We start from the raw sequence: 14,324 nt of genomic DNA, 5'->3' as shown, positions 1-14,324 counted from the left end.
ATAGTATAATTAGTTTGAGTAGGCTTATACAATCAGCAAATGATGACCTCGATGTTGAACAATGAACAGAAAGTGATAATTATGTTTATTAAAATCACAATAACGAACAAAGGGTGAATAAAATGTCTAAAAATAATATTGGGATTGATAGAAGGATCAGGAAGTCCAAAATGGCTTTGAAAGAATCCCTCATATCATTAATGCAAAATAAGGATTTCAGGGATATATCGATTACTGACATTGTAGAACTCGCCGACCTTAATCGGGGTACATTTTATAAACACTATCAGTACAAAGAGGAACTGCTCGAAGAGGTCATGGAGGATGTGATCGCCGATTTGATCATCTCTTACCGGGAACCTTATAAAAACGTTGAAACTTTCACCATCAATGAACTAACGGCTTCAGTCATCAAAATATTTGAACATGTAGCTAACTATGCAAACATTTATACCCTCATCCTAAAGTCGAATGCATGGCCTAAATTACTAGAAAGGATATGTAATGAATTAAAGAAACTTCCATTAGAGGACCTAGAAGATTACCGGCCGAACCATAAGATCAATATAGAACTGGCCTCCAGTTACCAAGCATATGCGATATTAGGCATGATCATCGAATGGGTCAACACTGGCTTTAAATATAGCGCTGACTATATGGCTGAACAGTTGCTGGAAATCCTTAATAATAAATCGGTAAATGCCGTCTTTAAAATAAACCATACATTTTAAAGCAGAAATAAGAGGACTGCATCGGCAACCCTCCTACTGCATTAAAGAGCCTGCCCTTTGAAAGCTCAGGAAATAAGAAACCTTTTTACGGCAGTCAAGAAAGCTGGTAAATTATCTTCATGCACAAAGTGTCCGGCATCCTCTATCGTCACCAATTCGCAATTCGGAATAAGCTCGGAAACTTCCTGCAATTTGTTTTGGGGAATATGGCTCGACCCGCCCCCTATAACAAGCGTCGGCATCATAATATCGGTAAGACGCGCCCACCAATCAGGATTAGGTTCATTAAGCTGCTGTAGAATCGAAGACACAACCTGCCAATCAAACGGCAGTGGGCCAGAAGGTTTAGAAGGAACCTCCATTGATTTATCCGAGAAAGGAGGAGGCGTGTCTTCGACAATCAGCCTTTCTATCCTTGAAGGAAAAGTTTGCGAGAAAAGATAGGAAACTGTTCCCCCCATGGAATGCCCTATTAACGAAAACCTTCCCAAATTAAGCGCATCCGCAAAATGAAGTAAATCATCACACATCAATTCAAAAGTGTATGTATTAGTTCTCGCACTCCCACCGTGGCCCCGTTGATCTAAGGCTAAAACACGATAATTTTCTCCTAATGCGGCAGCCACTTGATCCCATGATTCTGAACTTTTTCCCAGCGCGTGAAGAACAACAAGCGGTGGTGCAGAAACATCCCCGCTCTCCCGATATTGAAACGTGAGTCCATTCAACTCAATTTGATTAACCCGTATTTCCATCTCCATTCATCTCCTAGGTTCGGATTCGTCATTTTGAACCCGATCTATTTAATAAAAACCTCCTAGAATACTATGTTCTCTATAATTAAATTATACTTTTTATGCCTTCACCCATTTATTCGTCCTACACACTATTCATTCCTGTCTTCATCCGATTATTTCGGCCTTCACCACATTTATTCATCCTTTAATCTAGCGGAGTTGGCGGCAGCGAAGTAATCCATGACAAATAACCGAAATTGCTTGGCTACGGGGGTGAAGTAGCGTTTTTCTGACCAGCCGAGCCCAATTGTTCTTTGACAAGCAGGTTCGGTTATCCGGATTTTATGGGATAATGATCCGGTTTGATGGAGCCATGTCAATTCAGATACGAATGCGACCCCCAATCCCTTCCTGACAAGGTCCGAGATGACAGCTGGTTCATCTCCTTCGAATGCGATGTGCTGGACGAATCCCGCTTCGAGGCAAAATTGGTCGGTTAGGCTGCGGAACCCGAAGCCTGTATTCATACTGATGAATGGTTCATCCTTCACTTCTTGGAGTTTAATGCTTTCCCTGCCTGCCAGCCGGTGATTGGGAGGCACGATCAAGTATATTTCTTCGGTGATCAGCGGTTCCCACTTTAAGTCTTGGCCTTCAATCGGAACGGAAGAAATGCAATAATCGATTTCGCCTTCAATTAAAAGCTGCTTCATGGAAGATATGGATTTTAGAAATTGTTGAAAACGGACATCCGGGTATTGAGATAAAAATGTACCCAATAAATCAGGCAGGACCCTGGGAATGGTAACGGCCAAGGTTATGTTCTTTTGGTCTTGATCTGTTAATTCCACTATCTCGCGCCTTCCTTCATTCAGTTCTGCAAAAGCGCGTTCGACCCGGTTCAAGAATATTCGTCCGGCTGCATTGAGCTTGATTTTCCGGTGTTCCCTATCGAACAGTGCGACTCCCAAATCCTCTTCAAGCCGGGATATGGTTTTACTGAGGGATGGCTGAGCAATCTGAAGTTGTTCCGCAGCCCTAGTCATATGTTCCAGCCGTGCTACGGTTTGAAAGTACTGCAGCTGTAATATTTCCATTTTTCCCACTCTTTTCACATAGATTTAAATCTATTATTACATAATCAATTATGTATTATACAGTATCTAAAAAAGCCATTATGATGAAATAATCTCTTAGTTAGAAAGGTCAGGCTCTAATAATGAAAGGTTTACAACTTGTATTTCAAGATATAAAAGCAATGTGGAAACATAAACACGGGAGAATCGCCTTGATTTTCCTTTTGGTCGTTCCATTGATTTACTCAGGTTTCTTCTTGGCAGGATATTGGAACCCTTATGGAAAGTTGGATCAGCTCCCTGTAGCAGTGGTCAATCTCGATAATGGTTCGGAAATGGACGATAAGCCAATCGAGGCTGGAGATGATTTCGTTGAACAATTGAAAAAGCAGAAAGAATTGGACTTTCACTTTGTCACGGCAAAGGAGGCTAATACGGGTCTTGAAGACGGTACCTATTATATGGTTGTCACGGTTCCGGATGATTTTTCGGAAAACGTCACGACTTTAATGGATAAAAAACCGGAAACGGCTAAACTTTTGTATACTGTCAATCCAGGTAAGAACTTCGTTGCCTCACAGATCAGCTCTACTGCTGTTGAAAAGATGACTGCAAAAATCAACGCAAGCATTACGAAAGTCTATTCCGAAGGCATCCTTTCGAAATTCCAGGACGTTTCTAAAGGCTTGGCGGATGCCGGGGATGGAGCGGAAAAGCTTCATCAAGGAACGGCGGATGCGAAAAGCGGCAGCGAGAAATTGAATGATGGCATTCAGGATTTGAATGATGGCGCCCAGAAGCTGCAAACGGGAAGCACCAAGCTCTTGGATGGACAAGAAGCATTAGCGGATGGGGCGGAAGGATTAACATCAGGTTCCCAGAACTTGTATTCTGGCATGAAGCAGCTATCTGATGGACATGACTCATTGGAAAATGGGATCAATGAAGTAAATAAGGGTGTTGAGAACTGGTCAGCCGGAAATGCAAAATTGATGCAAGGGCAAGAACAGGCTGCCGATACAGCGAATACTCTTAAGAAACAATTGGATGCCTATATGAAAAGTCATCCTGATGCAATAAAGGATCAAGACTTCAAGCAAATCGTTGCCCTATCAGAAGGTTTATCCAAAACAGCCGCCACTTTACATGCCGGTCAAAAGCAACTGGGCGAAGGTGCTGCAAAAGTGGCTGATGGACAAGAAACCATTCAAACCGGGATGAATATCTTTGGTGATAAAATGGCACAAGCTACCTCGGGTGCTGAGCAATTATACGAGGGTACGGAAGAATTCGCGAACGGATTCTCTAAATGGACAAATGGTTTCTCCACTTTAAATACAGGAATCGATTCGCTGGCCGGCGGAAGCAGCCAGCTAGCCAGTGGATCGACGGAACTTCAAGACGGACTGGCTTCGCTGGAAACGGGTTCAAACAAGTTATCCTCAAAGCTTAATGAAGCTGCCGATAAAACGGCCAGTCTTCAGTACGACGATTCGACCACTTCGATGTTCTCTGAACCTGTGCAATTGGTCCAATCAAATCTCTCTGAAGTTCCTAACTATGGAACCGGAATTGCTCCTTATTTTCTGTCATTGGCCTTTTATGTAGGCGGCATCATGGCTTCCAATATCTTGCCGCTTGGCCGCAGGCAGAATCTTAAGGTTACCGGAACCGTTCATTTCACGAATAAATTAATGCTGGTATATGTAATTGGTTTGATTCAGGCACTTCTAGTGGATGCAGTCGTCCTTCTTGGATTCCATTTACATGTAGCCAGTGTCCCTGTATTCATTCTATCAAGCATCATCGTTTCATTTACCTTCATGACGTTCATTCTTATGTTGGTGACCGTATTCGGAGTGGTGGGCAAATTCGCAGCCGTGACCCTTCTCGTATTCCAATTGGCTACCTGCGGCGGGACATTCCCAGGCGAATTGGGCATGTCATTATTGACGAAAATCGGTCAATTTTTACCTATGGCCCACTCACTAAAGGAACTTCAAGAGGTCATCTCATTAGGCGGCTGGGAAAACTTGCGGACGCAGATTTGGATCTTACTTGCCTATCTCGTTTCTGCAGCGATCATTGGCTGGATAGCCAGTCATATCCAGCATGCAAAAGTAACTTCAGAGGAAGTGACATCTTGATGTAAAAAAGCGCAGTGCATATTGCACTGCCCCTTTTTTTATATAAGTGTAATCACCGGAAAACATACTGATTGTTTGTTGTAGGTCGAATTATTTTCGTCGTAGGTTGAATTAATTCCGCTGTAGCCTGAATTAAATTCCGTTCCGGGCCTTAAATCGGTGATGAACCGAACTAAATCGACAAAAAGCCCTATGCTGCCTGACTATTCAGGTGGTATAGGGCTTTTTATTGTTTCATTTAAGCGGTTTGATCTTTTTTCATAGCTGGTTTTTCTTCAGCCGGCCATGCGCGCTTAATGAATAATGTCAGAATCAGTGCCACAGCAGCAATGAAGGTGGATACAAGGAAGGAGAAGTTTATTCCATCGAGCATCGCCTGCATTCCGATTTGGGCCTGCATTTGTTCCATCATCTCAGCAGTGGGCTGGCTTGTTAGTTTGCTCATTGCTTTGGTCATTAAAGTCTCACCGGAAGATGCTGCATGGTTTGACATGACCGTAACAAGCAATGCAGTACCGATCGCACCTGAGATTTGGTTCAGCGTATTATTCATGGCTGTACCATGCGGGTTCATTCGTGCTGGCAGTGAGTTCAATCCATTTGTCATGATTGGCATCATTGCCATGGATAGTCCGAATGCACGTACGGAAAACAGGATCACAATATGTGTATAAGAAGTATCCATTGTTAATTTACTGAAGAAATACGTTGTGACCACGGTGATAAGCAAACCGACGGAAGCCAGTACGCGAGCACCGAATTTATCGAAGAGCTTTCCGGTGACCGGTGACATGATGGCCATTAATAGTGCACCCGGCAGCATCAGCAAGCCTGAATCGAATGGTGAAATGCCACGGACTGTTTGTATATACAGCGGCATTAAGATCATCGCTGAGAACATGGCCATATTCAGCACGATTGAAATCGTTGCAGATAAAGCGAACATTGGATGTTTGAAGATCTTGAATTCAAGCATCGGTGTTTCCATTTTAAGTTGGCGCGTAATGAAAAGGATCAGGGAAATGGCACCTACAATCAGTGTTCCATATACCCAAGGGCTATCCCAACCTTTGCTGCCTGCCGAGCTGAATCCGTAAAGCAGGCCGCCAAAGCCCAAGCTAGATAGGATGACCGATAATTTATCGATTTTAATATCGACTTTTTCCTTTTTGTCTTTTAATTTAAAGAAGCCGAAAATAAGCACTAGTAAAGCTAGCGGAGTAATGAAATGGAATAGCATTCTCCAATCGTAATGCTCGATGATCCAGCCTGAAAACGTCGGCCCGATTGCAGGGGCAAACATCATGACTAAACCGAATAATCCCATTGCCGAGCCCCGTTTTTCAACAGGGAAAGCAGTTAAAAGCACGTTCATTAATAACGGCATCATGATTGCAGAACCTGCAGCCTGAACCATACGTGCGCTCAATAATAGCGGGAATGCATGCGCTACACCTGCAACGATCGTCCCGATTGAGAATAGGAGCATGGCTGTCAGGAACAGATTACGGACCGAATATTTTCTTATTAAGAAGGCTGTTGTCGGAATCATGATTCCGTTCACGAGCATGTAGCCTGTTGTCAGCCATTGAACTGTGGAAGTCTCGATTCCCAGGTCTGTTTTGATTGATGGCAGTGCAATATTTAAAAGGGTTGAATTCAGTATCGATATAAACGCTCCGACCATCAATATGGCCAAAATTCCATACGAACCCTTTTTCTCATTTATTTGTGCAGTACTCACTTTTTATCTATTCCCCCATTCAAACTATTGGTTCATTTAATTAGACGAGCGGTATATTCCAATCTCCAAAATCAATAATATACCCCTAGTTCATTTTTTGCAATAAAAATTTACTGGTTTAAATAAGGGTTTGTGCTGTGATAAAAAATAGAGTACGATTACATTTATACAGGCAGTATAATGAAAATTAGGTGATATGATGAAGAATCGAAGGCAGAATGTCATCGATACAGCTCATAAGCTGTTTATTGACAAGGGCTACCAAGCCACGTCCATCCAGGACATTCTAGACGGCAGCGGTATATCAAAAGGTACATTTTATAATTATTTCCCTTCGAAGGGTGAATTATTTATAGCCATTTTCCGTTCCTTCTATACAAAGATTCGCCATGAACGGGAAAAACTGTTGATTGGTCAAGATTCCGCCGATATTGAAATTTTCATCCGGCAACTCGAACTGCAAATGATGGTAAACAAGCAAAGCAAATTGCTTATCCTGATCGAAGAAGTCCGTGTTTCCAACGATGAAGAATTAAAACAATTTATCAATCAGACGCTATTGTTGAGCATACGCTGGATGTATAACCGTTTTCTCGATATATTCGGGGAAAGCAAAAAGCCCTATCTTTTAGATGGCGTCATTATCTTTCATTCGATAATGACGCATATGAATCATTTTAGTTATCGTGCTAATCCCGCCGGTACACCGGACATACAAATTATCCGCTATTGCATGAACCGCATTGTCCATTTAGTCAATGAAGTGGCTGAAAGCGGGGAACAGATCATTGATCCGGAACTAATGGATACGTGGTTTCCAAACTTTACAAACCACCTTGATGCTTGCCATAATGATTTGCTTCATTCCACCACGGAATTGAAAAAAGCGATAAATAAAGCTTTTCCTTGCGATGAAGATCGAACAAGAGCCATTGAATTGGTCGACTTTATCCAAGATGAGCTGATGCAGTCCGACAAACCGCGAAAATTCTTGATAGAAAGTTTGCTGCTCACTTTGAAGACTCAATATGCATCACAGGTCCAAGCATACATGGAGACTTTTGAAGAAAGCATCAATTCTTGCTTGAGCCGATGAAGATTGAAGATACACGCACCTGCCGAAAACGGTAGGTGTTTTTTTATGGCTTTTTGAATTGCCCTGATTTTATAAAAAGAGTTGGTTTTATAAATGGGACCTAAGGAAACACTATCCTTATCATAATAAAGGGAGGTCTAGCTATTTGGGTGTAAAAGAGAATGCTTTGTCCATACTGGCTTTGGGCGGAGTGAATGAAATCGGTAAAAACATGTATGTGGTTCAATATTCTAACGATATCGTCATTATTGACTGTGGTGCAAAGTTTCCTGATGAAAGTTTATTAGGAGTCGATTTGATCATTCCTGATATTTCCTTTCTTCAGGAGAATAAGGAGAAGATCCGTGCTTTGGTTGTGACTCATGGACATGAAGATCATATTGGCGGTATCCCCTATTTCTTGAAAAAATTGAATGTACCCATTTATGCCACACGTTTAACACTTGGTTTGATTGAATTGAAATTAAAAGAACATAACCTTTTGGGGGATACGAAGTTAATCCAGATCGACTCCGATTCAAAGTTGGAATTTGGGGAGATGGTTCTGGAATTTTTCAAAACGAATCATAGTATACCCGATTGCCTTGGAGTCACCATGCATACGCCAGAAGGCACGGTCGTTCATACAGGGGACTTTAAGTTTGACTTGACTCCCATGAATGATCAGTTTCCCGATATTCATAAAATGGCTAAAATCGGGAGTGAAGGTGTCTTGGTTTTATTATCTGAAAGCACGAACGCAGAACGTCCCGGCTCAAGTCCCTCGGAGCATCTGGTTGGCAGCCATATTGAAGAAGCCTTCATGCAGGCAAAACAGAAAGTCATTCTTTCGACCTTCGCATCAAATGTCAATCGCGTTCAACAAGTTGTGAACGCTGCACAGAAGACAAACCGGAAACTCGCCCTGATTGGACGAAGTATGGTGAACGTCGTATCCGTTGCGATTGAACGCGGCTACCTCGAGGTTCCTGAGGGGATGCTTATCCAACCACAAGAAGTCGATAATTATGCACCTGAAAGGGTTGCGGTTTTATGTACAGGAAGTCAAGGAGAGCCGTTTGCTGCCCTTTCTCGCCTTTCCAGTTCGAATTATCGGGATATGAGCATATTGCCTGATGATACAGTGATTCTTGCCTCCACTCCAATACCCGGAAATGAACGGGATGTTTCACGTATCATCGACAACCTATTTCAACTGGGTGCCAAAGTCATTTACGGTTCAGGGACTGTAACGGGCATGCATGTTTCCGGACATGCTTATCAGGAAGAGTTAAAGCTCATGCTTACCCTGATGAAACCTAAATATTTCATCCCTATTCACGGTGAGTATCGGATGTTGCACCAACATCGATTACTAGCTGAATCAGTCGGGGTGGAGAAGGACCATACTTTCATCATCAATAATGGCGATGTGGTGGATATTGAAAACTCCGTTGCCCGTCAAACGAGAAAGGTGGCTGCCGGCAATACCTTTGTTGACGGTGTTGGCGTTGGTGATGTTGGAGAAATCGTACTGAGGGACCGTAAGCAGCTTTCCGAAGATGGAATGCTCGTCATCGTCATAACACTAAGCAAGACGGAAAGAAAAATAGTATCAGGACCCGATACCATTTCCCGTGGATTTGTATATGTTCAAAATTCCGAGGATCTCCTTAGACATGTGAATCGTCTTGTCACGAAAACGGTCAACGACTTACAAAGTGAAAAAATATACCGGTGGAACATCATTAAACAAACCATAAAGAAGGAACTGGGGCAATATCTCTTTAATCAAACTAAGAAAAAACCAATGATTCTTCCGATAATCATTGAGATTTAGCGCCAAAATAAAAGGAACTCGACTTCGTATAGTCGAGTTCCTTTTTTTAATCAAGTTCTGATTTACTGGCTCTTACAGCCATCGCCTTGTTCTTATTCCAAACCTTGAACTTCATGAAAACGGCAGCAAGACCGATGATCACGATGAATAAAAGGCTGATGAAGAACCCTGGACGTATCTCTTTTTCAAGTAGAGTGCCACTGACCGCAGCTAAAATTAAAAGAAGTCCGAAAACAGCCGTAATCTTACTCCACATCTTATTTTCCAAGATTTTGAATGAAGAAAGAATAATGAATGCCCAGTTATACAAAAGTAATATTCCAGCAGATGTTGTAATGTATTCATAAATCTTGCCTGGCAGGAGCAAGGCAGTGATGATCGACCCTAAAAGTCCTAAAGCTCCAAGACCCAGTGAGGGCAGTGGAAGGTCCTTGAATTTCTTGATCTTTTGCATGAATAATGCGGGTGCATTCCCATCATTGGAGAGCGTTACCAATAGATTGGTTACACCAAATAGTGAAGCGGTCATCGTCGAGAAACCGGCAATGATGATCGCACCATTAAAAACGTGCGGGAAAAATGTCAGGTGATAACTGTCCAATGCCGAAACGAATGGGCTTTCTTTTTCACTGAATGCCCCTAACGAAATCATGGTTACGGCTAACCCCAATGAAACCACATATATGATGGTAAGGACCAAGAGCATGATCGTTCCTGCCTTTGGCGCATCTTCTTTCTTTTTAAGCTGCATCGCCATAAGTCCAATGACTTCAATGCCGCCAAACGCATAAAAAGCATAGATAAGGGATGTCCAAAACCCTTTTAGCCCTTTTGGGAATAATTCATTGAACTTATTCGGAAATGATGGCGGTTTGGCTCCTTCAAGACCAAACCAGCCTAAAATGGCACATATTGCAATAATGATAAACATTACGATTGCTGCTGTCTTAATTACAGCAAGGATGTTTTCAACCTTGTCGAATCCTTTTGTTCCCAGCATTACCACCACGATTGAAACAATTGCGAAACCGGATGCAAATAGCCACAACGGTACTTTCGAGAACCAAAATTGAGATAATAGCGAAAGCGCAGTAAGCTGGCTTCCCATGATCAATATATTGGAGGACCAATAATTCCAGCCACAGCTAAAGCCAGCCCATCGTCCAAATGCTTTATTAGCATAATAACAAAAAGAACCCTCTTGAGGATCGGCAGCCGTCATCTTAGCAAGCAGATTATAAACGATGTAGGTACCTAGCGCAGCCAATACAAATGAAAATACAATAGATGGCCCAGTCGTTTTAATCCCTATGGTCGATCCGAGGAAATACCCTGTCCCGATCGTACAGCCTACACCGACCAATGATAGCTGCCACCATTTCATATCGCCTTGTTGTTCACCCGATGCCTTGGAATCTTGACCAACCTTTCCTTTCGCTGAACTGCAATTGGCTTTTGTTGTCATAACATTACCCCCTTCCATCATTCATAGTGTTGATAATGCCACAATGAATTATGCAAGGAAGAAGTTTTCCAAATGATAAATTAAAATCCGAATAAAAATTGAAGTGATATGTAATGTGAGTAAGCATTATGATACGATGGCAGAAATGCCTTGATAAGCAAAATAAACCCCAAAGCCGATCAATGATAATCCAGAGATGATCGAAATGGCCATTAAGCTTTTTTCATTTAAGAACCTGCGAAATCCATTCGTTAATGCCGCTACAAAAAAATCCCAGCAGGTAAGACCAAGAAAGATCATCCCGCTATAAATGAAAAGTTGGGATGTCCCATAACTTGAAGCCGTTTTAGCTAAAACAGATCCATATATCCCCAACCAAAATAAAATGGATAATGGACTGGTCACTGACATGATGAACCCAGTTAAAAAACAGGATATTAAAGAATCTCTATTCCTATATTGATTTAATAATATCGTATTAACCCGTAAAACACTTTCGACCCCAGAATAAATAAGCACAAATCCGCCAAAAAGCCATAGAAAGATCTGGACGATCGGAATTTCTAAAAAGCGTACCATACCTACATATACTAAAATCATGAACAAGGCATCTGCGATCATCGACCCTGCCCCAACGATCCAGGCATGCCAAAACCCGTTCTTGATTCCTTTATCGATACGAGCGGAATTCACCGGACCAATCGGTGCTGCAAGGGTAAGTCCTAAGAAAAAGTAACTCAGCAGTAAATGTACACTCAAAAAGCATCACTCCTTCGAGCTAGTTCATGACTTGTACATTTTATGTGACAACCCCCTGCCTATAACCTCATGCAAGAAAAAATTTAAAAAAGCCGTGGGAAAGCCCGGCTTTTTGGTATGATATTGAAGCCTATCAGGCAGCAGCTTCTTTTTTGTCTGAACTAATGAATTTCAAAACAATCAAGACTATGCCTATACCAATGATCCCTGAAATGATATAGGTCAAATTGATATGATTTTTCATGACAAGGGACATGACCGGAGGGCCTGCCGCAACTCCGATGAACCTTGATGACATATAGAAGGAGGTTATCGTCCCCCGCTGTTCCTTTTTTATATTTTGAGTGATGATTGCGTCGAGTGTCGGCAATAACGCACCAATGGCTATGCCCACTAAACTTGTTACAAGTAATAAAAGGAAAACCTTGTTTTTTGTAAAACCGACAAATATAAGGCTGATTGAAAGGACAGCTAAACTGATCATGATGATCTTTTTCATGATGGGTAATTCACCCTTGATTTTTTTCCCTGCAACATAAGAAGAAACACAAAGGAAAAACAACGGGATCGCTATCACTAAACCTTTTTTGATTCCATGCAAATCATGCATTTTCTCAAGATTGTCAGACAAAAAGAAAAGAACACCGAATAAAACCAACATGACAAATACACCAATCAGGAAAACTGTATATAACCATTTTCCTTCCTGCTTGAATATTTTTTTCGTATCATGCCAGAATTCTTTAAATTTCTTCGGCTCATCCTTCTCCTTTGGTACCTTTATAAAGAAAAAGACCAAGACAATAGATATTAAACTGAAGAATGAAATCGAGAAGAATGGTAAAAACCAAATAAATGCAGCAAACAGGGAACCCAAAATTGGACTAAGTACTTTCCCAAATGTATTCGAAGTTTCTATGATACCCAAACAAGAACTCGTTTTTTCATCATCATCCTTGTATAGATCCCCCACCAGAGGCAAAATGATGGGCGAGGCTCCAGACGCCCCAATCCCTTGCAATACCCTCCCAATGATGATCCATGTATAGGGATTTTCCATTTTCCATGATGCATAACCGGCGATCAAGCCACCGATAAGGGCTAGGATCAGGCTTGGCAGAATCACCATTTTCCGTCCGAATCGATCTGATAAATAACCAGCTATGGGAATTAAAAAAATGGATGCAACGGAATAGCTTGTTATCACCATGCTTGATTGAAGTGATGATATCCCCACCTTTTCCTCGAAAATGGGCAAAACCGGGATAAGCATTGAATTTCCAAGTGTCATTACCAATGGAATCGATGCCATACTGATCAGGCACCACACGCTTACATCTTTATTTTGCTTCTCATGACCTTCCATACTTACACTCCTCATCCATTATAAAAGCAACTTATTGCATAAAAGGTAACCATTTGTGTATCCAATTTGTTTTGCATCATATTTTAGATGTTCTTAAATTATTATGTTATAGCGCAGAAAGATTTATTCAGTAGCGCTTCACCCAAAAATTACCCCTTTTGACCTTTAAAACAAAAAACCCATTCTGTTTAAGAATGGGCTTCCCGCTTTTATAAAAGAATAATATTCCTCTTTTTACAATCGTCTAATATTTGGTCATTCCATACGGAAACCTGAACTTCGCCAATATGAGCTTTCTTCAACAAAAACATGCATAATCTGGATTGCCCTATTCCTCCGCCTATTGAATACGGAAGCTTTCCTTCCAATACGGCCTTATGATATTCGAGCCCCTTACGATTTTCGTTTTTGGATAATCTTAATTGTTTTAACAGTGATTTTTCATCTACTCGAATTCCCATAGAAGAAACTTCAAAAGCACATTCCAAGAGTGGATTCCATAAAACGATATCTCCATTTAGGTCCCAATCATCATAATCTGGTGAACGGCCATCATGCTTTTCCCCTGATTGCAATTCTCCGCCAATTTTCATAATGAAAATTGCACCATATTTCTTCGTTACCACATTCTCTCTTTCCTTCGGAGTCAGATTCGGGTATAAATCCTCCAGCTCCTGGGTCGTAATGAAGTGAATGTCATCAGGTAACACAGGCTTAAGCAGATGGTGGAATTCAAACATATAACGTTCGGTCGATTTAATGACTCTATATATTTTTTTCACTTCTGATTTTAATGTATCTACGTTTCGTTGTTCTTTCGTTATGACTTTCTCCCAGTCCCATTGATCCACAAATAACGAGTGTAAATTATCCAGTTTTTCATCACGTCTTATCGCATTCATATTTGTGTAAATGCCTTCATCAGAAGCCAAACCATACCTAGAAAGAGTGATTCTTTTCCACTTTGCCAAAGATTGTACCACTTCTATTTGTTTATTCTTAATATCCATAGCTTCAAAGGTAAGTATCCGCTCCACACCATTTAAATTGTCATTTATCCCATTACCTTCATTTAAAACGATAGGTGCTGAAACTTTAATAAGGTTTAACGCATTTGACAGTCCTTCTTCAAAATGATCCTTAATTTCATTTATTGCAATATCAGTATGCATGATATCAAGAATTGTTTTGTATTTATTCGGCATCGATAATTCAGGCATAATCATCCTCCAATTCCGCTTTGAACCTGGGGTTTAATAGCGCATGCATAAAAATTGACGTCTTTCCATTTGACTAAATTACATTATGAAGGACTTTTCTGTGTTGTTACAAAAACATCCAGGTCATGACTAGGTAAGCAGCCAACCGGACTATGATTCACCAT

General features: G+C 41.2%; 11 protein-coding genes. 4 read left to right on the top strand and 7 right to left on the bottom strand.

All coding sequences use genetic code 11. From position 1 onward, the window contains the following. Positions 1–122 precede the first annotated feature (122 nt). Positions 123–731: a TetR/AcrR family transcriptional regulator gene (locus Q8G36_RS08280; protein WP_305159585.1), complete on the top strand. Its 609-nt coding sequence runs from the start codon at positions 123–125 to the stop codon at positions 729–731. A gap of 65 nt (positions 732–796) precedes the next feature. Here Q8G36_RS08280 and Q8G36_RS08275 read toward each other — a convergent pair whose 3' ends face one another. After that, entirely contained in the window at positions 797–1,486 is a 690-nt protein-coding gene (locus Q8G36_RS08275; protein ID WP_305159584.1) for an alpha/beta fold hydrolase, read from the bottom strand. A gap of 176 nt (positions 1,487–1,662) precedes the next feature. After that, positions 1,663–2,565 carry a LysR family transcriptional regulator gene (locus Q8G36_RS08270; RefSeq protein WP_305159583.1) on the bottom strand — a complete coding sequence of 301 codons (903 nt, stop codon included), beginning with the start codon at positions 2,563–2,565 and terminating at the stop codon, positions 1,663–1,665. 122 nt (positions 2,566–2,687) lie between these two features. Between Q8G36_RS08270 and Q8G36_RS08265 the strand changes: the two genes are divergently transcribed. Continuing rightward, the gene (locus tag Q8G36_RS08265) at positions 2,688–4,691 is read left to right on the top strand and encodes a YhgE/Pip domain-containing protein (RefSeq protein ID WP_305159582.1); all 2,004 of its coding nucleotides are present in this window, start codon (positions 2,688–2,690) and stop codon (positions 4,689–4,691) included. A 238-nt stretch (positions 4,692–4,929) separates the two neighbouring features. Here the strand turns inward: Q8G36_RS08265 and Q8G36_RS08260 are convergent, their stop codons facing one another. After that, positions 4,930–6,378, bottom strand: a complete 1,449-nt coding sequence (locus Q8G36_RS08260; RefSeq protein ID WP_305159669.1) for a DHA2 family efflux MFS transporter permease subunit — start codon at positions 6,376–6,378, stop codon at positions 4,930–4,932. Between the two features lie 256 nt (positions 6,379–6,634). Here Q8G36_RS08260 and Q8G36_RS08255 point away from each other — a divergent pair, with 256 nt between their 5' ends. Then, positions 6,635–7,531, top strand: a complete 897-nt coding sequence (locus Q8G36_RS08255) for a TetR/AcrR family transcriptional regulator (protein WP_305159581.1) — start codon at positions 6,635–6,637, stop codon at positions 7,529–7,531. A gap of 145 nt (positions 7,532–7,676) precedes the next feature. Next, entirely contained in the window at positions 7,677–9,350 is a 1,674-nt protein-coding gene (locus tag Q8G36_RS08250; protein ID WP_305159580.1) for a ribonuclease J, read from the top strand. A gap of 46 nt (positions 9,351–9,396) precedes the next feature. Here the strand turns inward: Q8G36_RS08250 and Q8G36_RS08245 are convergent, their stop codons facing one another. The 4 genes from Q8G36_RS08245 to asnA form a co-directional block, all read right to left on the bottom strand. After that, positions 9,397–10,815 (bottom strand): amino acid permease, encoded by a 1,419-nt coding sequence (locus Q8G36_RS08245; protein WP_305159579.1) that lies wholly within the window; start codon positions 10,813–10,815, stop codon positions 9,397–9,399. A 126-nt stretch (positions 10,816–10,941) separates the two neighbouring features. Beyond that, positions 10,942–11,574 (bottom strand): LysE family transporter, encoded by a 633-nt coding sequence (locus Q8G36_RS08240; RefSeq protein WP_305159578.1) that lies wholly within the window; start codon positions 11,572–11,574, stop codon positions 10,942–10,944. 133 nt (positions 11,575–11,707) lie between these two features. Further along, entirely contained in the window at positions 11,708–12,940 is a 1,233-nt protein-coding gene (locus tag Q8G36_RS08235) for an MFS transporter (RefSeq protein ID WP_305159577.1), read from the bottom strand. A 209-nt stretch (positions 12,941–13,149) separates the two neighbouring features. Next, on the bottom strand, positions 13,150–14,160 hold the full coding sequence (gene asnA / locus Q8G36_RS08230) for an aspartate--ammonia ligase (protein ID WP_423806844.1): 1,011 nt from the start codon (positions 14,158–14,160) through the stop codon (positions 13,150–13,152). Positions 14,161–14,324 lie beyond the last annotated feature (164 nt).

This window comes from Peribacillus frigoritolerans, from assembly GCF_030676415.1.
Lineage (GTDB): Bacteria > Bacillota > Bacilli > Bacillales > DSM-1321 > Peribacillus > Peribacillus frigoritolerans_A.
Note: the sequence above shows the minus strand (reverse complement) of the source record. Positions and strands in the feature narration are given on the sequence as shown.

What these genes read in the sequence shown, in the direction of transcription:
- Q8G36_RS08280 (WP_305159585.1), top strand. Translation starts at nt 123, where the DNA reads ATGTCTAAAAATAATATTGGGATTGATAGAAGGATCAGGAAGTCCAAA.
- Q8G36_RS08275 (WP_305159584.1), bottom strand. Translation starts at nt 1,486, where the DNA reads ATGGAAATACGGGTTAATCAAATTGAGTTGAATGGACTCACGTTTCAA.
- Q8G36_RS08270 (WP_305159583.1), bottom strand. Translation starts at nt 2,565, where the DNA reads ATGGAAATATTACAGCTGCAGTACTTTCAAACCGTAGCACGGCTGGAA.
- Q8G36_RS08265 (WP_305159582.1), top strand. Translation starts at nt 2,688, where the DNA reads ATGAAAGGTTTACAACTTGTATTTCAAGATATAAAAGCAATGTGGAAA.
- Q8G36_RS08260 (WP_305159669.1), bottom strand. Translation starts at nt 6,378, where the DNA reads ATGGTCGGAGCGTTTATATCGATACTGAATTCAACCCTTTTAAATATT.
- Q8G36_RS08255 (WP_305159581.1), top strand. Translation starts at nt 6,635, where the DNA reads ATGAAGAATCGAAGGCAGAATGTCATCGATACAGCTCATAAGCTGTTT.
- Q8G36_RS08245 (WP_305159579.1), bottom strand. Translation starts at nt 10,815, where the DNA reads ATGACAACAAAAGCCAATTGCAGTTCAGCGAAAGGAAAGGTTGGTCAA.
- Q8G36_RS08235 (WP_305159577.1), bottom strand. Translation starts at nt 12,940, where the DNA reads ATGGAAGGTCATGAGAAGCAAAATAAAGATGTAAGCGTGTGGTGCCTG.
- asnA (WP_423806844.1), bottom strand. Translation starts at nt 14,160, where the DNA reads ATGCCTGAATTATCGATGCCGAATAAATACAAAACAATTCTTGATATC.